The organism is Alloyangia pacifica (assembly GCF_900116195.1).
Lineage (GTDB): Bacteria > Pseudomonadota > Alphaproteobacteria > Rhodobacterales > Rhodobacteraceae > Salipiger > Salipiger pacificus.
Map to the genome: position 1 here is coordinate 213,454 of NZ_FOZW01000012.1, position 19,008 is coordinate 232,461.

Below are 19,008 nucleotides of genomic sequence, written 5' to 3' on the forward strand. Positions count from 1 at the left end.
CGGGCCGGAGGATGAACGACTGCTGATGAAGGATACCCCGTTCCAGACTCTCGTGCTGTCCACGGTGTTCGTGCTGGCGGTTGGAACCTTGCTGGTGCTCGGCCGGACGATCCTGATGCCAATCGTCACGGCGACGATCCTTGTCTACCTGCTGGAGTCGGTCGCGGCCGGCCTGCGCCGCCTGCCGGTGCTCCGGCATCTGCCGCTCGGTGTGCTGCGCCTGCTGCTTCTGGTCTGCGCCGCGGCTGTGGTCTTCGTGCTGGCGGCGGTCTTTTCGGCCACGGTGCGCGAGATCATGGCGGTGGCACCGACCTACGAGGAGAACCTGCGCACCATGGTCGACGGGATCGCGGGCTATTTCCATTTCGAGGATGACGTCCTGTGGGACCGGGTGACCGCGGAAACCATCGGGCGGATCGATCTGCGGCGCTTCTCGCTGGCGGTTCTGGGCGGCTTTACCAACCTCGGCTCGGTGGTGCTGATGGTGATTATCTATGCCGCCTTCATCACCGTCGAGCGCCGGTCCTTCCAGCGCCGGCTAACCGCCGGGCTGCGCTCGCCGGACCAAAGCGCTCGCGTGCTGGCGGTGGTCGGGGCGATCAACGAGAAGATCAGCCGCTACCTGGCCTTCAAGACGCTGATCAACATCGTCCTTGGCACGATCTCCTATGCGATCCTCTGGGCCTTCGGGGTGGATTTCGCGCTGTTCTGGGCGGTGGTGATCGGCGTGCTGAACTACATCCCCTACGTCGGCTCGCTGCTCGCCGTGGCGTTTCCGGTGGCGCTGTCGCTGGCGCAGTTCGGCTCCATCGGGCTCACCGTGGGGCTGGGAGCGGCGCTGACGGCGGTGCAGGTCACGCTCGGCAATATCATCGAGCCGCGGCTGATCGGGCGGCAGCTCAACCTCAGCCCCTTCGTGGTGCTGCTGGCGCTGGCGCTCTGGACGACGCTCTGGGGCATCCCCGGCGCGATTCTCGCGGTGCCGCTGACCTCGATCCTTGCGATCGTCCTTGCCAGCTTCGACAAGACACGATGGCTGGCGCTACTGCTGGCCGAACGGGTCGACGGACCCGAGCGCCCCGGCAGCGACACCGGTTCTTCGCAAGCGTTAACAGACAGTTGACAGAAGCGGGGAAGCGGGAGCACGGTCGGGGTGCCGGCAGCGTGTCGGGAATTATTGAAGGAATTTTGAAATGCAGCATTGGCTCACGTGGATACTCCTCGGCGCCGCGAGCGTCATCGGAGGGGTGATCGCGCTCTTCAACCCGTTCGCCGCCTCGGTGGCCGCGCAGACCATCGTCGCCTGGTTCTTCCTGATCATCGGCGTGATCCAGGCGATCAGCATCTTCCGCGTCACGCGCATGAAGGAACGCCTGCTGGCGATCCTGATGACCATCATCTACCTCTGGCTCGGCATCAGCTTCCTGGCCAATCCGCTCGAAGGGCTGATCTCGCTGACGTTGGTCGCGGCGATCCTCTTCCTGGTCAGCGGCATCGCCAAGGTGGTCTATGCCTTCTCGGTCTCCGAGAGCCGGTACAAGATGATGATGTTGATCAGCGGCGCGATCTCGGTGGTGCTGGCGATCATGATCTTCACCCAGTTCCCGTCTTCGGCGACCTGGGTGCTCGGCGTGCTGCTCTCTGTCGAGCTTCTGTCGACGGGTGTCGCGATGGTGATCTTCGGTCTGGTGCTGAAGCAGCACCCCGAGCTGCGCAAGGCCGCCAGCTGATGCGAACCGTTGCCCGTCAGCCCTCGGTCGAGGTCGCGGGTGTCGCCGCCTCGACCTCGGCGGGGTAGCGCTGGCGGCACTCGGCCTGGCCGGCCGCCGCGTCGCGCCGCAACTGCGGCAGCTGCGCCTCGAGGTCCGCATCCCTGCGGTGCAGCTCCTCGGCGTTGATCGGCACGCGGCGGGTGACCGTGTCGGTGTGGTCGCGCCAGCAATAATGCGGGCGCCCGCTGTAGGCCCCGCACAGCTGCCAGCTGGTCCGGGTTTCGAATCCGGTCTCATAGGTGAAGCCCCGCGCGAGATCCTTTGCGATCTCCGTGCGCTCGCGCATCGCCTTGCTGTAAAGGTTCGCCGCATCGCGGTTGCAGCGCTCGTAGGGCGTGCCGCAGGCCGCTAGGCCGAGAAGTGGGATGAGGAGCAACTGGCGCATGCGAAGAGGCTACTCCCGAAGCGCGCATGGGTCGAGCGCGAGATTCATGGACGTCTTCTGTTGAGACGCACGTTCGCGTGACCTATCTCACTGACATATCGAGCGAAGGAGACAGAAAATGATGGGACGGATCGCGATGCTGCTGGGGCTCTGCGCGGGCATTGCCGGCTGCAGCGAGGCGGAGACCAAGGCCGAAGACGACACCTGCGGCGCTGCAGCCTACCAGACCCGCATCGGCCAGCCGGTCGATGAACTGGGGCTCACCGCCGGGGACAAGCTGCGCATTCTCGGGCCGGGGCAGCCGATGACCATGGATTTCCGCCCCGACCGCATGAACATCGAGACCGACAGCGCCGGGCAGATCCTTCGGGTGTTCTGCGGCTGACCGCTGCCGCGGCCAGTGAACGCGCAACGTAACGCATTGGTTCCGGAGAATATTTCCGGAACCTTCAAGCCGGTCTCACGGTTCCTTTACCGAGCATCACGGCGCCGCAAGCGCCGATGCAAACAAACGGAAGGGAATTGAACATGCGTACCGGATCCATTGTTGCCCTTGTTGCTGCCGCCGCCGTCGTGATCGGCGTGGGTGCCTACATGATCGACTTCGACGTCACGAAAGAGGGCAGCTTGCCCGATGTGGATGTCTCGGTCGAAGGGGGCGAAATGCCCGAGGTCGATGCCGAGGTTGGCTCGGTCGAGGTCGGGACCAAGACCGAGGAGGTCACCGTGCCGGATGTCGACGTCGAGGTCGACACCAAGGAGGCCGAGGTCACGCTGCCCGACATCGAGGTGACCCCGCCGGACGAGAAGAACGACAGCTGATCGCCCGCGACAAATGAGCGAAGCCCCTCTCCAAGCATTGTGGAGAGGGGCTTTTTCTTGTCCGGGTATCCTGCTTCAGCGCTTGCGCCGTTTTACGTTGCCGCCGCGCTGGCCGGGGCGCCCGGCGGTCGAGCGACCGCGCGATTTCACCGCCTGCTCCGAGGCCGCCTCGACCGCCGACTGCCGCGCCAGCGGGTCGTCGTGGATTGCCAGATCGACCGCCTCGAGCCGCTTGACCTCGTCGCGCAGCCGCGCCGCTTCCTCGAACTCGAGGTTCTCGGCGGCCTTGCGCATGTCGGCGCGCAGCCCGTCCAGCACCGCCTCGAGGTTCGAGCCCTGCTGCTTGGGGTCGATGGTGGCGGTGACGCGGTTCATGTCGACATCGCCCTGGTAAAGCCCGGCGAGGATGTCGTCGACGTTCTTCTTCACCGTCGCCGGGGTGATACCGTGCTCTTCGTTGTAGGCGATCTGCTTCTCGCGGCGGCGCTCGGTCTCGGCCAGTGCCCGCTCCATCGAGCCGGTGACCCGGTCGGCATACATGATGACCCGGCCGTCGGCGTTCCGCGCCGCGCGGCCGATGGTCTGGATCAGCGAGGTCTCGGAGCGCAGGAAGCCCTCTTTGTCGGCATCTAGGATCGCCACCAGTCCGCATTCGGGGATGTCGAGACCCTCGCGCAGCAGGTTGATGCCGATCAGCACGTCGAAGGCACCGAGCCGCAGGTCGCGCAGGATCTCGATCCGCTCGATGGTGTCGATGTCCGAGTGCATGTAGCGCACCTTGATGCCCTGCTCGTGCAGGTACTCGGTGAGATCCTCGGCCATGCGCTTGGTGAGCACGGTGCAAAGCGTGCGATAGCCGTCTGCGGTCACCTTGCGGATCTCGTCGAGCAGATCGTCCACCTGCATCTTCACCGGACGGATTTCGACCTGCGGATCGAGAAGGCCGGTGGGGCGGATCACCTGCTCGGCAAACACGCCGCCAGCCTGTTCCAGCTCCCAGTTCGCCGGGGTCGCCGAAACGAACACCGACTGCGGGCGCATGGCGTCCCATTCCTCGAACTTGAGCGGGCGGTTGTCCATGCAGGAGGGCAGGCGGAAGCCGTGCTCGGCGAGGGTGAACTTGCGCCGGTAGTCGCCCTTGTACATCGCGCCGATCTGCGGGACCGAGACGTGGCTTTCGTCGGCGAAGACGATGGCGTGATCGGGGATGAATTCAAAGAGGGTAGGGGGCGGCTCGCCCGGCGCGCGGCCGGTCAGGTAGCGCGAATAGTTCTCGATGCCGTTGCAGACCCCGGTGGCCTCCAGCATCTCGATGTCGAAGTTGGTGCGCTGCTCGAGCCGCTGCGCTTCCAGCAGCTTGCCCTCGGCAACCAGCTGGTCGAGCCGCTGGCGCAGCTCCTTCTTTATCTGGATGACCGCCTGCTGCATCGTCGGCTTCGGCGTCACGTAGTGCGAGTTTGCGTAGACCCGGATGCGCTCGAAGCTGCCGGTCTTCTCGCCGGTGAGCGGGTCGAACTCGGTGATGCTCTCCAGCTCCTCGCCGAAGAACGACAGTTTCCACGCCCGGTCTTCAAGGTGGGCGGGCCAGATCTCGAGGCTGTCGCCACGCACCCGGAAGGCCCCGCGCGAGAAACCTGCGTCGTTGCGGCGGTACTGCTGCGCCACGAGATCGGCGATGATCTTTCGCTGGTCGTATTCGCTGCCGGCATGCAGGTCCTGGGTCATCGCGCCATAAGTCTCGACCGAGCCGATGCCGTAGATGCAGGAGACCGAGGCGACGATGATCACGTCATCCCGCTCGAGCAGCGCCCGGGTGGCCGAGTGGCGCATCCGGTCGATCTGCTCGTTGATCTGGCTTTCCTTCTCGATGTAGGTGTCCGAGCGCGGCACGTAGGCCTCGGGCTGGTAGTAGTCGTAGTAGGACACGAAGTATTCCACCGCGTTGTCCGGGAAGAACCCCTTGAACTCGCCGTAGAGCTGCGCCGCCAGCGTCTTGTTGGGCGCGAGGATGATCGCAGGGCGCTGGGTCTCTTCGATGATCTTGGCCATGGTGAAGGTCTTGCCGGTGCCGGTGGCGCCGAGCAGCACCTGGCTGCGCTCGCCGTCGTTGACACCCCGCGCCAGCTCGGCGATCGCCGTCGGCTGGTCGCCGGCCGGGGCGAACTCGGTCTGCATGCGGAAGCTGATGCCGCCCTCGAGCTTTTCCCGCGTCCGGACGTCCGGCGCGGGCGCGTGCATCATCGGGTCGGACTTGTCGGAATGGGCATAGGGCATCGGGCATCTCCTGGCGCCTGCAAGACGTGTCGCGCCGCGCGGCGTTTTCAAGGGGCCGTTCTGGCAGGTCCGGGGACGGGCCGCCGGGGAATGGCCGGGGAATGGGACGGGAGCGCGGATTCGCGGAGCAGGGCGTTTTCACGGAATGTTCCTCTTCTCCGGGCAAGACGCAAGGGTTCGGGAAGATTTGCGGCACTGCCGCGCCGCGATCTCTTGCCCCCGCAGTATAAATTCCCGATAACGCCAGAGAACGTCAGGAGGGATTCCATGCGCGCACGGATTTACCAGCCGGCCAAGACGGCCATGTCTTCGGGACAAGCGAAGACGAAACAGTGGATTCTCGAATTTTTCCCGGCCTCGCCGCGCGAAGTTGACCCGCTGATGGGCTGGACCTCCTCGTCCGACACCCAGAGCCAGGTGCGCCTGACCTTCGACAGCAAGGAGGCCGCGCTCGCCTATGCCGCCGAGCACGGCATCGAGGCGCAGGTGAACGAGCCCAACAAGCGCAAGCCAAACATTCGCGCCCGCGGCTACGCCGAAAATTTCGCCGTAGACCGTCGCGCGGTCTGGACGCACTGAAGTTTGTAAGAGACACCTGAGTTTTTCCCATGGAAGGCTAAGTTTTTCCTGGGAGCTACATGTAGGGCGCCCATTGGGCGCCCTTTCCATATCTAGCGCATGCTTGCAAAGCGCGCGGCTGGGCGCATGATCCGGCGCAAGGCAATTGCATACGAGGAGGATCCCGATGGCGGCAGGCAAGGCTCTGAACAAGAAGAACCTCCTTGAGCTGGGTGCCGACACGCTGGCCGACCTGCTGCTCGAGGCGGTGAAGGGCGACGCGGCACGCCAGAGGCGGGTCCGCATGGCGCTTTCCGCCGATCTGGGCCCCGAGGCGATCACCGCCGACGTGCGCAAGCGCTTCGCCTCGATCCACCGCGGTCGCAGCTTCATCTCCCGCAAGGCGCAGAAGAAGCTTGCGCAGGAACTGGCGGAACTGACGACGCTCATCGAGACCCGCATCGCGCCTGATGCACCGGACGCGGCCTTCGATCTTCTCTGGGCGCAGCTGCAGCTTGCTGCCGGCATTCATGAACGTACCGACGACAGCTGGGGCACCATCGGCGATGTCATGCGCGAGACGATGGCGGCGATCAGTGAAGTTGCTCCCAAGCTCAGCAAAGACCCCGAAGCTCTGGCCGACAGCGTCTTTGAGGCGATCTCGGACGATGGCTACGGTGCCTTTGACCATGCCGTACCGGCGCTGGCCGACGCGCTCGGGAGCGCCGGCCTATCCCGCCTCAAGGCGCTGGCCGAAGCGGCCTGCGAAGCGCCGCTGACCGATGCCGACCTCGCCCGCTACGATTTCATCTCGGACCGCGATGCCCGCGCCGAGCGCGCCCTTGCCGGGCGCAACCGTACGGCGGAGATGATTCTGCAGGACGTGGCCGATGCCGAGGGCGACGTGGACAGCTGGCTCGCGCAATACACCCCCGAGCAGTTGACCTACTCCACCATCGCTCCCTCCGCCGTGACCCGGCTGCTAGCGGCGGGCCGGGCCGAAGACGCTCTGCGGCTGATTGAGGCCGCCTTGCCCGGCGACAGCGGTGATCCATGGTTCGACACGCCCGAACTGGACGAAGCGCATTTCGCCTGCCTTGAGGCACTCGGCCGCAAGGACGACCTACGCGCCGCGCTCTGGAACCGCTTCGAGCGGCGGCTCTGCCCCAACGCGCTGCGCCGTCACCTCAAACTGCTTCCCGACTTCGAGGATATCGAGGCCGAGGACGCCGCGCGCCGCATCGTCCTCACCTACAAACCGGTCGAGAAGGCGCTGGCCTACTGCCTGCAGGCCCCTGACCTGCCGCTGGCGGCAGAATTGATCGAAGCCCGCAGCGAGGAGATCGACGGCGACGCCTATGAGATCCTCACCCCGCTCGCCGAGGCCCTCGCCCCGTCTCGCCCGCTCGCCGCCGCGCTGCTGTGGCGCGCGATGATCGACTTCGCGCTGGATAGGGCCCGCTCCGGGCGCTATGGCCACGCCGCTCGGCACCTGACGGACTGTGCTGCCGCGGACGCCGAGATCCTCGACTATGGCATGCATCTGTCGCACGCGGACTATCTTGAAGCGCTGCGCAAAGCCCATGTAAGGAAATCGGCCTTCTGGGAGCGTCTACGGTAAGGGTAACTCCCGCGGGTCATCACGTGGTCGACAGCAGCCCCTGGTCATCCCTGCGCATTCGATCTGCGCGCAGAGAGCTGCCATTTCGAGCGCTCCTGGCTAGGATCGACGGTCCGCGGCTTCAAGGCTCGCCGGGCATCCAGCGCTATCGCCGCGACGATGCGCGACGGCACTGAGTTCAAGACTGCTAGTTGCTCGAGGCCGACACCCCACTGAGCACTGCCGCGTGCGACCCTAAAGAAGTATTCCTAGAATGACACCTTTGCGCAGTTAGCAGCTGATCGTGGCGCTGCCCTAGACGAACAAGGCAGCGCAGAATTTGCGATCATTGCGGAGCTGGTAATAGAGGTTCATCCTAGCGAAGCTCACCCCTAAAGGGTGCCGTCGCTAATCACATGCAGCACCACGCGCCTCGGGTGACCGTTGCGAGATTTTGGCCATTCTGCACATTCATACCTTGCAAACAGCCTTGGCGCTCGACTTGCATCGGATATGCGACCGTACCTGTAAGATCAGTTACACTCGCATGAACCTCCACATCTGAAACCCAGCCCCACGCACACTGCTCTATTCCCTTTTCGTAAGCGCTGGTCAACTCATTCAATGTGCAGAGGCGAGCGCCACGAGCGGCACAAGAAGCAGAGGCGGCTCCATAGTTAAGAGTATACTTCCCCTCCGGAAGAATCTGGAAAATACACATCTCGGTTTTTTCGGTAAATCTTTTGTCGAAACAACTCTTGATCAGTGCAGAATTTATGGCCGCGGCGTTGAGTTCTGCCGTATCGCGCAGCGTCGAGATCTCTGAAGCGGCAGCTTTCGCTACGCCTAACTGAACTTCGTCAAGAGCGCGCCCATAAAGATCATATATGCCAAGCGCAGTCCCTGCTCCTAGGAAAGCGATAATCGCAAGAATGGAGGTCCTCCAGCCTTTGAATTTATCTTCGATGGATTGCGTCTTCAGCTCGAGGCTATGAATTCTGTCAAGTTCGCTCAATTCTAGATTCCTTGAAATAATTTTATATATGTCTATTCGGCAATCAATGATAGTGATTAAAAGATCATTTTTCCATTGCAAATAATCATTTCAACTTATAGTTGTTTGTGAGGTGCGAAATGCACCGATAAGGAAAAATGTTTAAGTTGCTGCAGAGAAATCGGCTACTTGATCCAGGAAGAATGTCTGCAGGAATAATGTGAGGTTTTATACTTGTATATTCAGGTGATATGAAAGGGGCGCGGATATCGTATCGATATAGCATATCAGAATCTATGTGATTTGCAAAGTGAAAGAACAAGGGGACTATCTCCCGCAAGGCGTCTTGAAGGTTGACCCTTGCAGAGAAACTGCTTGCAGGAAAAGCAGCGAGAGTGCGTTGTGCTTCGTTCGAGCGTGACACATCCAGAGCACCACTACTGGAACGAATGTCGCAATTGGGCTGCAAGCAGCCGAACGGCCTTGTCCAGAAAACCCGCAGGGGCCGCTCAGCGCAGTTTGCGGACCTAGCGCCGCTGCCTTCACCTCCCGAAATCTTCAGTTCAGGCGGAGTGCAGCGATCGGCTCCAACGGGCCCAAACTACTGTATGTTGCGACTTGCACGAATGTCCGGGTTTTAATGTACCTAACCTTGGGTCGCTGGGGGCTCGAATTTTCGGTTTGTGTACTGCCCCAACAGAACAAGAGTTGGACAGCAGGAAAACGGCTCTTCCCAAGTCTGCGGACGGAGAGTACAATAATTACTGCTCTACATTCCTCGCTAGAGCTTTGTTCTTGAAGGTATATGAGATTTTTCCGGAGTCGCCTAAGAAAATCCAATTTTTCGAGGCTTACGCCCAGAAATGAAATTCATACACAAAACCGCAGTAGCCGCACTGAGCACATTGATCTTGATGTCGTGCGAGACACGCGAAGAGCTTGATACATCCATTAGCGTTCTGATCTCGTCAATTGATCAGGCAGAAGAAGATGCGATGGTTCATAGCGAAAGCGTCAAATCACTCTATGAAAAAATAGAAAGAAGTAAGGCACAAAACTGGTGGTCACTAGTTTCGGGATGTCGCGGCTGCGAATACTCTAGCTCTGATTCCCTTCAGGCGAGAAACATTTTGCGCCTCGACTTGGAACAAGATTTGAGAAATGAGGAGCGTGAACTCGCTGACGCTCAGGCGAAGCTTAGAGAAGTGTGTCAACAACTGATCGATAAAACCGAGGAGCTGGAACGGAGGCTTGGTGAACAAACGTCCATACCTAAGGCATGTGAGTTATGAGCACCGAAAGTGAACCAGCTGACGATGACAACGCTTTCAGATTGTTTGGGTTTCGCATAAAGCGGGAACTCGACCTCCTCGCATTTTTGGCGTTCATCGGATCCTTGAGCGCTCTTGGATGGCAAGCCTGGAATGCGCTGCGTGGACCGGAAGTATCATTCGCGCCCATAACGCAAACCGTGTTCTATTTCAAGGAAGTTGGAAACTCTTTCGGTGAGAGAGGAGACGTTCTTTACTTAGCAGCTGTGAATACACTCTATAACCTCGGGGCCCCCGGCTACGGTGATTTTGTTTCCGTGCAAACCGCGACTCTTTCACTTGGAACATGCAACGTGGTTTTCGACGCTCAGAATGTTGTGCAGCTGGGAAAGAGCGGAACAGACCCTGAGTTGCCGACATATCGTGACGACTGGGGCGGCGTGGCTCTTGAGCACGGTAAGGCCTCGACACGAAGCATCGAATATTCAGCTCTCTTCAAGCTGAGAGAACAGGAGCTGGACTGCGTCAAAGCTGAACGGCTCTTGGGGTACTTGGTGGATGTAAAAGAGGCAAGTGTCCTCTTTGAAGCAAAAACAACAAATGGCACAGATCTGCATTATGCTTGCCACATAAAAGACCTTGGCGGGCTAGCTCATGAATTAAAGACACACCGTATTGGTGCGCTGGCTTGTGGCTAGGGCTTCAGGCCATTTTCCGACACTATCAAATAGTACAAACGTTCAAAGGGCCCGATCTTCAGTAGCCATTCTTCTTGTTCAAACGGCTTCATGTACGCATGATATATCTCTTAGCTTTGCCCAGCGTCAGTCTCTTTCCAATCGAAGTTCGACACGTCTTCTTATCCGAGCTTAGAACGGAACGGGAGCTATTCCAACTCTACCGACGAAGGGGCCTTCGCCTTTCGGAGTTCAAAATGCGGTCATCGGGGCGAGCTTAACGAGCGGTTGCAAAGTACGCTCCTCGCTCCTCCCTCCTCCGATGGTCTTGGGATGAAGGTCCGCCTCACTGTGCGGGGCAACTCGAGAGGAATGTCGAGTTTGGGCTGACACCGGCCATGCCGAGCGCCTCACCTAGCCGGCGGCTAGGCGAAGCAAGCTGCCGGTTGCGCTGGTGACTAGGACAGCCGCTAGGCACAGGAAGCGGACACTCAAATTCGTGGCCCCGGCGATTACTCAGCGCACGAAGCGGACGCGGCTCAGCTGAGTTCATTTCTTGAAAGCCGCCCGCCAGGCTGAGCGCAGAGATAGACCCTTGTGAGCCTCCAACAGACCGTAGACGGACGTGCCGCCATGTATTGCACGAGCTGTGTTAGCAGAAACATGTTGGTCAACGCTTTTGATGCGGCGGTTTAATCCCGCAGATTTCTCTAAGCTCGTCGCTAAAAGTAACTCGCATTTTTCCACTTTCTTCAAAAAAATCGTAGGTGCAGAGCCGCACACCACATTCCTCTACAGCCTTCACCAAGGCTTGCTGGGGAAGTTTTGGCAGGAGCAAGACCAACTGATGGTGACCAAGCTGCGGCAAGAGCTTAGGATAAAGCTGCAGCTGCCCCATACCTGTATATACGTCCGCAGCGGTTGCTCCTGACTTAATCTCCAGTAAAATAGTTTCAATAGGTCCTGCAATAACCGCGTCAACTTCGTATCCATTGGCATGCTTGGGCTTGCTGATAGCAATACCTGCTTCACGCAACGTGACCACTAAGCGCTGCCAAACTTCTCCTTGCTGCTTCAGAATTTGCTTTGCATCCTGAGCATCACGAGCACCAACGGTATAGGTTCCGCCAGTTTCGTCGTTACCGAGGCCCACAGCCGGCGTTGTGTCAGGAAGCAGACCTTCCCCAGCTGCCTCCTTTCCTCGAGCCTTCGCGCAAATATCGACGAAACGACCAGTAGCAGACCGAATTTCGTCCGGACTGACATCAAGCGGAGTTACGATATACCATTCTCGCTTCTTACCTGGAGTATCTCCATTTTCGACATCTTCGGGCGAGAGCCCGGTGAGCGCACGAAACTCAGCTTCTAGAATGTGTTTATCGCCCACTTTTTGGCGTGCTAGCCGCCCTTGCCGAAGCAAAAATGGCCGGTTCTTCTCGTCGAGGGCGATAGCGGAAGTGACGTTGGGATCACCCGGTTTTCTTGCCTCGTTGATCTGAACTGCCCAGTAGACACCAGTGGGATCTGTGCCAAGCGCGGTTCCGGGGCCTAGCGTATCGCTTTTAGCGTCAGTCTGATTGCGGAAAACAATGCATTGTTCAGGTAAACGCCAGAGATTCCCGTCGCGGATGCCCTCTTCAAGAAGAGCCGAACGCCATGTGTCGAATTGCCTTTCGACTAAATTGGTGTCAGAACTGATTGTCAGCATGTAAGTGGCTCTCCTACTAATATTCTAGGTTTGGTTCTCTATAGCGTTAGCGGGCTGGACTGTAGTTGCAATGTCTATTGCACATATTTACTTCGGAGCGGCGGGTCACTTGCGAAGAATTCGCAAGACTGGTCACTGGCCTTCACACAAGTGATCTCTGTCCGAGGCTCGCTGCGACTGCCATGCTGCGGCGGCGGTATTTGACTTCCCGCCCTTCGGACCGATTTTGATGGTGACAAAGAGTTTCACGCCGCGGTTGTTGCGAACGGCAGCTTGGTTCGCTCGTTAGTCGACTCAAGCTCCCTGGGCGAAGGACCGCTTCTTCCAGAGTCACCTCAAGGCGAACGGCATGTTCGGGCTGCCCCCGGTCGTGCGTGACATCAAAGTCAGTCCGCAGCAATGCGCAGAAGCAATGCGCAGGAAGCCGACATAGCGAAGGGACGACCAGTGGTCGACCTTCATGACGCAGCCGGCCCGTTACTGCCATTCCCAGGCAGGCAATCGCTTCGGTGCGGCGTCACCAGACCGGCCATTCGAGGCATCTCGCAGCATGGCCTTGCAGGCGAGTTCGGCAGTGCGGACAAAATCGCCGTTCACGGCGCCTGCACCAACCGCGGCTCTGAATGAATAGAGCGGCTTACGAACGGTCGTTTTCGACGCTGACAGAAATTTATGGGTTTTGACACGTTGGCCTGTTCTCCTCAAACTCGCCTGATTAAAGTTAAGGAGTGATAGACCAACTTGGCGACCACTCCGCAGAAAGCTCTTTTCGGCAGGCATGAGCGAGTGACAACGATTTGCCCTGCATGCTGGATAGATGAGAGCTTAGATCCTTTGAACCTTCTTCGGCGGACGGTATGGCCTCAAGGCTTTTGCCAAACTCTACCATAGCGGAGGTTATTGAGGCTTTCTCTATTAGCCCCATCACACCCCAGTACATCTGCCAAAATCGATCGATATCGTCTTGCGATGCCTCCGCCGAAGTGGCTATTCGCGAAGTTGTCTCAACTACTTGCTCACACCAAGCCAGCTTTCTTTCAAGGTACGGCCTTTCTGCGTCAACAGCCATAACCTCTAAGAACTTGACGACACCGAACACGAAACCAGCAAGTCCTACAAGGGCCGTGAATCCTTTGATGGCATTTTCAATGGTCATCGCTTTGGGTCCTTTCGCCAGCACCATAGAAAAATCCTTTGTCATAAACCTCTATCAAAATTGGCTATAATTCAGCACGTTTTGACAAATTCTGAATAATTGATATTGATGCATGGAGCTACATCGGTCACTCAGAGGTCGAAACGACCGCAGCCCCACCACGAGGGCCGCGCCACTGTATCAACTTGTTCGGCCCATACCAGATCTTCGATGCGACCATCAGCGCCGCACGGCGGCATCACCCAAGCGGCCATTCACCACGCAGAAAATTTCTGTTAGGTGTGGGGCACATTTGATCTCAATTCGCGTGGCGCAACAATCAAAATACCCTGAAAGGAAAACTGTGACACAATATTATTGGTATTGGTACAGACAAACTACACCAAGACCCGCGGGTTCTTGGGTGATATCAGGCCCATACGAAACCCGCGATCAGGCATTCTCCAACCGCGAGTTTGACAAACGAGATGGAAATGTAGGGGTGCCGTTCATTGCTGCGACAAAAGAAGAGGCTGAAACCAGGACATCTTTCCAATGATGATGGCCATGGCTTTCGGCCCTCTCCAGATGGGGTGGATGGCTCCCGCTCCCGGCGTCGCAATGCGCCATACTGCAGGTGTCAGAAACTGCAATTGGGAGGAGCCACCCCATGCAAGTTACCACTGTCGGCCTCGACCTGGCCAAGAACATCTTCCATATCCACGGAGTCACCGAGACCGGAGAGGTTGCCTTCAATCGGCCTTTGCGCCGGGCGCAGGTGCTGGCGTTCTTCGAGCGACTGTCGCCCTGCCTCATCGGCATCGAGGCCTGCGCATCGAGCCACCACTGGGGCCGCGAGCTTACGAAGCTCGGTCATACTGTCCGGCTGATGCCGCCGATGTACGTCAAACCTTACGTGAAACGGGGTAAGTCCGACGCGGTCGATGCAGAAGCCATTTGCGAGGCCGTGACGCGACCGACGATGCGCTTTGTCGAGATCAAGTCCGAGGACCAGCAGGCGCTTCTCTCCTTGCACCGCGCACGGGACTTCGTGGTTCGACAGCGCACCCAGTTGATCAACATGCTCCGAAGCTTGGCCGCGGAGTTCGGGGTCGCCATCGCCCGGGGCGTCACGCGGGCTATCGATTTTGCGAAAGGGATCATCGAGGGCAAGCAGTCCGGGTTCCCCGAGCTCTCCCAGGACGTTCTGCGGGTTCTCAGCCGTCAGCTGGTCGAACTGCACAACCGCCTTCGCTGGTACGAGATCACCATGCGTATCCAGGCTCGTCTCAGCCGCCAGGCGCAACTCCTGCAGACCATTCCCGGCGTCGGACCAGTGACCGCCTCGGCCGTGGCCGCCACGATCGGGTCGGGTCACCAGTTCAAGAGTGGTCGGGAATTTGCGGCGTGGCTTGGTCTGACACCGCGCAACCACTCCAGCGGTGGCAAAGAGCGGCTGGGAAAGATCACGAAGATGGGCGATCGGTACCTGCGCCAGCTTATCGTCGTCGGGATGACATCGCGTGTGCGGCAGGTCACCAATCATCCCGAGCGTGCCGATCCCTGGCTGACGAAGCTGTTGCAGAGAAAACCGGCCCGGCTCGCGACTGTTGCCATGGCGAACAAGACGGCGCGGATCATGTGGGCGGTGCTGACCAGAAACGAACCCTACCGCCCTCACACAGCCTGAGACATACCGAAACAGCGAGATAGCAAGACCGACGATGTGATGGTGTACCCTTCAGCCGCAACGATCAGGACGCTCCGCCGAATGTCCAGGGCGCAATTGCCCGCAATCCAGATAGGAACCTGATCTGCGGATCCCATCAGGGCCAGCGGTGTGAACCGCGCAAACAGGCCGGACACAAGACCGCTTCTGAAAAGGTTCACGAGATCATTTACGACTTGCTATGCGGGAGCCATCCACACAGGACATTCGAGCCAGGCGCAGCTGGTGGTCGATCCGAACCATTAGCTGCCGTTCATCGTATTGCCCTATGCTTCGACGCACCTTGCGTAAACCTAACTTTGGTTGACCATTAGATTTGCCCTCCTTAGGATGTCCTCGCGTTTGTAGCTTAAGGTTAAAGCTCCTGCCTTTATGAAGCCTTGGCTTGCTTAGAGCAGGTGATGTACGTGCGAACCGTACCAAGCGCGCCATCCGGAAAGAAGATATGTATCTAAACAAGAGTTTTGGACGTAAGCGTTTTAAAGCAAGTCTTGGCAACGCCAACCATCTTATAATCACCTCACTCGTTGGACTCGATGCGATAGAACGCGGAATCGTCGACAAAATACCAAAGGAGATGAGAACCACCTGGTCGCCAAAATCACCACAGAACTCGGCGCGACGCGCACGTAGACTGGTGCTGGACATGGCATTGATAAGAGCGGTCGATGCTGTTGATGTTTATATTCGCGACTCAATGCGTCAACCCACATTAATTCAAGACGCAATTCTTCGAGGGCATATTGATCGAGCGGGTCGAAGCGTTTTCAAAAAGCTAGCGGCATTGGAAGGCAATCTGCACGGTCTTGATCCACTATTATGCGCACTGATCGCAGTTCTGGTTAGTTGGCGAAACGAAGGCGCACATATGGAAGCTGACGACACTCTCTCGGCCAAGCAACGGGCTACTATTGACGCAAATCGAGAGATTGTCGCAGCTAGGTTTAGTGGGTTGGATGCCGATATCCTTCTTAGTGACTATGACTCTGAGAATCCACCAACTTTCAAGGAAGTAGCCTCGCTCATTAATGCATCTCACCATTTCGTTGAGGATCTAGAAGGCCAATTGTTCAAAAAAATTGACCCCGAAACCTACCTTAGACAACTGGTTAAAGAAGCGATCCGCCCCAAGATCCGTGATCGCTCCGCCTCCACTAAGAAAGGAAGTGAGATCGCAGCTATTTGGGGGAGAAGCCCTACTGATCGCCCTCGCTACGTTCGATCTCTATTGCAACATCAAGGTTTGTCAGAGAAGAGGGCCAAGAGCGGTCCTTCACTGGAGTTTAATCAAGAAGCTATTGAAAGGCTGACCGCATTGGATCCAAAGGGTCTCAACCGTTGGCTTTCGGAGTGATGAACGCTTCTACCTGAGCTTTTCGGTCCGGATCGGTTATTCGCAGCGCGGGGAAAAAGGTCAGCAAAGGCACGCCTACTGATCAGGTTCTTCGTCAACATCCGCAGCTCTGTAAAGGCCAGTAACACGGGCGAATATCTCCTCCACGTCACCCCATCGCCTCGCCATTGGAAGTATTGCCAAATGGATAATGAGCCAGGTGGCGTAGACAAAATCATGATTCCAAAAACCGCCTGCTGGAACTTTTCCGTGAGCCACCTGATTTCGGATTGACGGCCCGCCCGGAAAGTTAAACAGCAAGTCAATCTCATGAATGTAGCGCGGTGGAATGACTTGTTCCAGCAGGGTGCGCCAAGGCCGGTCTGCGTTCAACAAAATAGACAACGAAGCTTCTGTTTGCACCCCATCCGCATCCGCGGTTGTCGTGTCGTGCCCATTGAGCGCAAGGATGTGGCGCAGCGAGTTCTCGAGTTGTGGCGTTAAAAGTGAAGCCGCCTCGATGTCTTCGCCAGCGAGAAAGTGACAGATTGCACGGGCGAAGATGTATTCGTGCCCCCTCGGAATGAAAGGGCTGTTACGCAGAAGTTCTAAGACCGTATCGTTGGATACTAGGTGTTCAGACGCTATCGTTTGTCTGATCGGGTTAATCCCACCGGCCACAGTCATTTGTCGAGAATGCCCGCGATGGAAAGCCATCAGGTACCGTAAATGCTCTTCTTGTGCCGCGTCATCGCCGCCCATGCCCGGTGCGCGGAAAACAACCCGGCCCTGAAAGTCGTGGACTTGCATCGGCATAATGCCCTGCAATGGAAACTCCTGCGCGTGTTCGTTCGCAGTATGCCTGATTTCCTCCGGAGTTGGAGGCTGGTCGCAGAGCACCAGCGACAACAATGCGATAGGCCAGGAATGGCCACGAACGACTGCGACCGAGTGCTCAACGATTTTGGTCAAGTCTATCTCAGTCGAAAAATGTCCCATCTCGTCTCGGATGCCGGGTTGGACATCGCGGAGTCGTGCAGTTAGTTCCTCACGACGTTCTCGTGTGTTTGGGTAGTTACGAAGGGCTTGGATCGCTTCTTGAAGAAATGCCGCTTCGAGCATCGGTGAGCCTGCGAGGTCGGCCTTCTGAACGTGACATTCCGCGGAGGCCACCATGCATCGGTTGGCATTCTCGTCGTCTCGGGCACGTCGGTAGCCGCGCGCAGCGAGTTGCCACAAACTGAGTCGGGCATCGGGATTGTCTGTCAATCGCTCGCCGTCGACGAGGGCTTCTGCCATAGTGGCCACTTCCGTGGGCGGCGTGATCCCGTGGTCTAGGTCTACTTCCGCGATGCGCCAAAAATCATCATCACGTCCATCATGATACGCAGTAGCGACCAGCTCAGCTAATAGGTCACGGAGGCGTTGAGAAATAGGTAACTCCCAGCGTGTAGCGTGCGAAATGCGCGCTGCTCGTACCAAGGCATTTTTTGCTCCAATGCCCCAAGCCGAGATTTTCTCAAAAGAGAAGGTCGCTTTACCTGCGCGCACCGCCTCGACCAGATCGCAATAAGCGGCAATTGCGAGTTCTGCCATCTCGCGGCGCCTTCTCTGCATGAACCACGAAACATCGCATAGTCGTGCACGCAACCCCAAGTGGGCAACAGTTGGCGCGAACTCCGCGATTACGTCGATCTGCTCTTGCAGGAGGTCTGTTGGCACAAGCGAGCGGCGATCGCCCGTTGTCCACATTGGCTTGAATGGTTCAGTCGGATGGTCCGGGACGAAATGATAGCTGGTCAAACCAGACAACAATCTGATGGCAGCCAAATGTTCTTCTGGGCGCTCACCATCAAGGGCAACCAAGCACCGATTAACATCACGACACTCGACGCTAGTAACCGCTGCAAGCGTCCGGTTCACGTCCACAAGGTCAAGCTGCTCCCGCGTGATGACGTAGTCGATGCCGGGTGTAGGCTGTCGCTCCTCGCTTTCCGCTTCTTGTGCGCACATGCCTTGGGCCTCCGTTCTATCGCGGACTGGAATATAGTCGCCGATTCTCAGGACATACAGGCTAAAGCGCCTCGCCTACCACCTGCATGACGGTCAATCGCTGCACTCCTGTTTACTCCACCACGAGCGGCAGCTTACTTCAGTCGGTATCCGCCTTCTCGCATTCGCAGCGAATTTCCGGTTTCCGCCCATCGTATCGGAGGTTGGCGCTATGCCGCGCTGGCCACGACCGGCAGCTAGGGGCTGGGACCAGCCGAATGCACTCGCAGCGGGGCCGTGGCCCAGCACCTACGAATCGGCCTCGGCGCCGCCGTGCAGCATCGCAGTGCTGGACCTCCATGGTAGCATTCCGCCGCCGGCAACGGGTCGGAGATGGGGCTGGGCGCGGTGGAGGGAAACCTTCACCATGGGAAATGAGAACCTACCCGCCGTTCGCCCCACCAAACCCGCCTGGAACCGTGGCCGCATTATCGGTCAAAAGCGGCCCCTATTACCTCGACACGTCTGGGCCATCCGTGTCCGTTTGGAAATCGCAGCGAAGATCCGCGACCTCGCCCTCTTCAACCTAGCGATCGACAGCAAGTTACGCGGCTGCGACCTCGTGTGCCTGAAAGTGGCGGACGTGCTTTCTGCCGGTTCGATCAAGGAGCGCGTATCGGTCGTGCAGCAGAAGACTCGACAGCCAGTGCGCTTCGAGATCACCGAGGGCACGAGGCGGTCATTGATGGCCTGGCTCG

17 protein-coding genes and 1 tRNA gene are annotated in these 19,008 nt (G+C 58.4%); 12 read left to right on the forward strand and 6 right to left on the reverse strand.

Annotated features, from left to right (window positions below):
- The first annotated feature begins 25 nt into the window (after positions 1-25).
- Both BM397_RS22570 and BM397_RS22575 read left to right on the forward strand, forming a co-directional pair.
- On the forward strand, positions 26-1,123 hold the full coding sequence (locus BM397_RS22570) for an AI-2E family transporter (protein WP_092428763.1): 1,098 nt from the start codon (positions 26-28) through the stop codon (positions 1,121-1,123).
- Positions 1,124-1,193: 70 nt separating this feature from the next.
- Positions 1,194-1,730 (forward strand): HdeD family acid-resistance protein, encoded by a 537-nt coding sequence (locus tag BM397_RS22575; protein ID WP_092428765.1) that lies wholly within the window; start codon positions 1,194-1,196, stop codon positions 1,728-1,730.
- 16 nt (positions 1,731-1,746) lie between these two features.
- Here the strand turns inward: BM397_RS22575 and BM397_RS22580 are convergent, their stop codons facing one another.
- On the reverse strand, positions 1,747-2,157 hold the full coding sequence (locus BM397_RS22580) for a hypothetical protein (RefSeq protein WP_092428767.1): 411 nt from the start codon (positions 2,155-2,157) through the stop codon (positions 1,747-1,749).
- A gap of 118 nt (positions 2,158-2,275) precedes the next feature.
- Between BM397_RS22580 and BM397_RS22585 the strand changes: the two genes are divergently transcribed.
- Together BM397_RS22585 and BM397_RS22590 are read left to right on the forward strand one after the other, a co-directional pair.
- Positions 2,276-2,542 carry an I78 family peptidase inhibitor gene (locus BM397_RS22585; RefSeq protein WP_245696181.1) on the forward strand — a complete coding sequence of 89 codons (267 nt, stop codon included), beginning with the start codon at positions 2,276-2,278 and terminating at the stop codon, positions 2,540-2,542.
- Positions 2,543-2,685: 143 nt separating this feature from the next.
- Positions 2,686-2,979, forward strand: a complete 294-nt coding sequence (locus tag BM397_RS22590) for a hypothetical protein (protein ID WP_092428769.1) — start codon at positions 2,686-2,688, stop codon at positions 2,977-2,979.
- Positions 2,980-3,054: 75 nt separating this feature from the next.
- Here the strand turns inward: BM397_RS22590 and uvrB are convergent, their stop codons facing one another.
- Positions 3,055-5,253 (reverse strand): excinuclease ABC subunit UvrB, encoded by a 2,199-nt coding sequence (gene uvrB / locus BM397_RS22595; RefSeq protein WP_092428771.1) that lies wholly within the window; start codon positions 5,251-5,253, stop codon positions 3,055-3,057.
- Positions 5,254-5,520: 267 nt separating this feature from the next.
- On the opposite strand from uvrB, the gene BM397_RS22600 reads away from it, so the two are divergent.
- Both BM397_RS22600 and BM397_RS22605 read left to right on the forward strand, forming a co-directional pair.
- Positions 5,521-5,832, forward strand: a complete 312-nt coding sequence (locus tag BM397_RS22600) for an ETC complex I subunit (protein WP_092428773.1) — start codon at positions 5,521-5,523, stop codon at positions 5,830-5,832.
- Positions 5,833-5,998: 166 nt separating this feature from the next.
- A complete protein-coding gene (locus tag BM397_RS22605) occupies positions 5,999-7,432 on the forward strand; it encodes a DUF6880 family protein (RefSeq protein ID WP_092428775.1) in 1,434 nt (477 codons plus the stop codon).
- Positions 7,433-7,823: 391 nt separating this feature from the next.
- On the opposite strand, the gene BM397_RS22610 is transcribed toward BM397_RS22605, so the two are convergent.
- A complete protein-coding gene (locus BM397_RS22610) occupies positions 7,824-8,426 on the reverse strand; it encodes a hypothetical protein (protein ID WP_092428777.1) in 603 nt (200 codons plus the stop codon).
- 842 nt (positions 8,427-9,268) lie between these two features.
- Between BM397_RS22610 and BM397_RS29075 the strand changes: the two genes are divergently transcribed.
- Together BM397_RS29075 and BM397_RS29080 are read left to right on the forward strand one after the other, a co-directional pair.
- Entirely contained in the window at positions 9,269-9,697 is a 429-nt protein-coding gene (locus BM397_RS29075; protein ID WP_143015407.1) for a hypothetical protein, read from the forward strand.
- The gene (locus BM397_RS29080; protein WP_143015408.1) at positions 9,694-10,374 is read left to right on the forward strand and encodes a hypothetical protein; all 681 of its coding nucleotides are present in this window, start codon (positions 9,694-9,696) and stop codon (positions 10,372-10,374) included. The genes BM397_RS29075 and BM397_RS29080 overlap by 4 nt, the downstream gene beginning before the upstream one ends.
- 649 nt (positions 10,375-11,023) lie before the next feature.
- Here the strand turns inward: BM397_RS29080 and BM397_RS29085 are convergent.
- Both BM397_RS29085 and BM397_RS22625 read right to left on the reverse strand, forming a co-directional pair.
- On the reverse strand, positions 11,024-12,061 hold the full coding sequence (locus BM397_RS29085) for a hypothetical protein (RefSeq protein WP_143015409.1): 1,038 nt from the start codon (positions 12,059-12,061) through the stop codon (positions 11,024-11,026).
- Between the two features lie 721 nt (positions 12,062-12,782).
- Complete coding sequence (locus BM397_RS22625) at positions 12,783-13,262, reverse strand: hypothetical protein (protein WP_143015410.1); 480 nt, start codon at positions 13,260-13,262, stop codon at positions 12,783-12,785.
- A gap of 604 nt (positions 13,263-13,866) precedes the next feature.
- Between BM397_RS22625 and BM397_RS22630 the strand changes: the two genes are divergently transcribed.
- From BM397_RS22630 to BM397_RS29090, 3 genes are all read left to right on the forward strand, one after another.
- A complete protein-coding gene (locus BM397_RS22630; protein WP_092428783.1) occupies positions 13,867-14,886 on the forward strand; it encodes an IS110 family RNA-guided transposase in 1,020 nt (339 codons plus the stop codon).
- 377 nt (positions 14,887-15,263) lie between these two features.
- Positions 15,264-15,356: transfer RNA gene (locus BM397_RS29390), tRNA-OTHER, on the forward strand.
- Positions 15,357-15,370: 14 nt separating this feature from the next.
- Positions 15,371-16,279 (forward strand): hypothetical protein, encoded by a 909-nt coding sequence (locus BM397_RS29090; protein WP_143015411.1) that lies wholly within the window; start codon positions 15,371-15,373, stop codon positions 16,277-16,279.
- Between the two features lie 75 nt (positions 16,280-16,354).
- Here the strand turns inward: BM397_RS29090 and BM397_RS22635 are convergent, their stop codons facing one another.
- Positions 16,355-18,271, reverse strand: coding sequence for a DUF7380 domain-containing protein (locus tag BM397_RS22635; RefSeq protein ID WP_092428785.1), 1,917 nt, complete (start codon positions 18,269-18,271; stop codon positions 16,355-16,357).
- Between the two features lie 406 nt (positions 18,272-18,677).
- On the opposite strand from BM397_RS22635, the gene BM397_RS22640 reads away from it, so the two are divergent.
- Positions 18,678-19,008, forward strand: a 331-nt coding sequence (locus tag BM397_RS22640) for a site-specific integrase (protein ID WP_483860481.1), incomplete at its 3' end; no start/stop codon positions are given.

What these genes read in the sequence shown, in the direction of transcription:
- BM397_RS22570 (WP_092428763.1), top strand. Translation starts at nt 26, where the DNA reads ATGAAGGATACCCCGTTCCAGACTCTCGTGCTGTCCACGGTGTTCGTG.
- BM397_RS22575 (WP_092428765.1), top strand. Translation starts at nt 1,194, where the DNA reads ATGCAGCATTGGCTCACGTGGATACTCCTCGGCGCCGCGAGCGTCATC.
- BM397_RS22580 (WP_092428767.1), bottom strand. Translation starts at nt 2,157, where the DNA reads ATGCGCCAGTTGCTCCTCATCCCACTTCTCGGCCTAGCGGCCTGCGGC.
- BM397_RS22585 (WP_245696181.1), top strand. Translation starts at nt 2,276, where the DNA reads ATGATGGGACGGATCGCGATGCTGCTGGGGCTCTGCGCGGGCATTGCC.
- BM397_RS22590 (WP_092428769.1), top strand. Translation starts at nt 2,686, where the DNA reads ATGCGTACCGGATCCATTGTTGCCCTTGTTGCTGCCGCCGCCGTCGTG.
- uvrB (WP_092428771.1), bottom strand. Translation starts at nt 5,253, where the DNA reads ATGCCCTATGCCCATTCCGACAAGTCCGACCCGATGATGCACGCGCCC.
- BM397_RS22600 (WP_092428773.1), top strand. Translation starts at nt 5,521, where the DNA reads ATGCGCGCACGGATTTACCAGCCGGCCAAGACGGCCATGTCTTCGGGA.
- BM397_RS22605 (WP_092428775.1), top strand. Translation starts at nt 5,999, where the DNA reads ATGGCGGCAGGCAAGGCTCTGAACAAGAAGAACCTCCTTGAGCTGGGT.
- BM397_RS29075 (WP_143015407.1), top strand. Translation starts at nt 9,269, where the DNA reads ATGAAATTCATACACAAAACCGCAGTAGCCGCACTGAGCACATTGATC.
- BM397_RS29080 (WP_143015408.1), top strand. Translation starts at nt 9,694, where the DNA reads ATGAGCACCGAAAGTGAACCAGCTGACGATGACAACGCTTTCAGATTG.
- BM397_RS29085 (WP_143015409.1), bottom strand. Translation starts at nt 12,061, where the DNA reads ATGCTGACAATCAGTTCTGACACCAATTTAGTCGAAAGGCAATTCGAC.
- BM397_RS22625 (WP_143015410.1), bottom strand. Translation starts at nt 13,262, where the DNA reads ATGACAAAGGATTTTTCTATGGTGCTGGCGAAAGGACCCAAAGCGATG.
- BM397_RS22630 (WP_092428783.1), top strand. Translation starts at nt 13,867, where the DNA reads ATGCAAGTTACCACTGTCGGCCTCGACCTGGCCAAGAACATCTTCCAT.
- BM397_RS29090 (WP_143015411.1), top strand. Translation starts at nt 15,371, where the DNA reads ATGTATCTAAACAAGAGTTTTGGACGTAAGCGTTTTAAAGCAAGTCTT.
- BM397_RS22635 (WP_092428785.1), bottom strand. Translation starts at nt 18,271, where the DNA reads ATGTGCGCACAAGAAGCGGAAAGCGAGGAGCGACAGCCTACACCCGGC.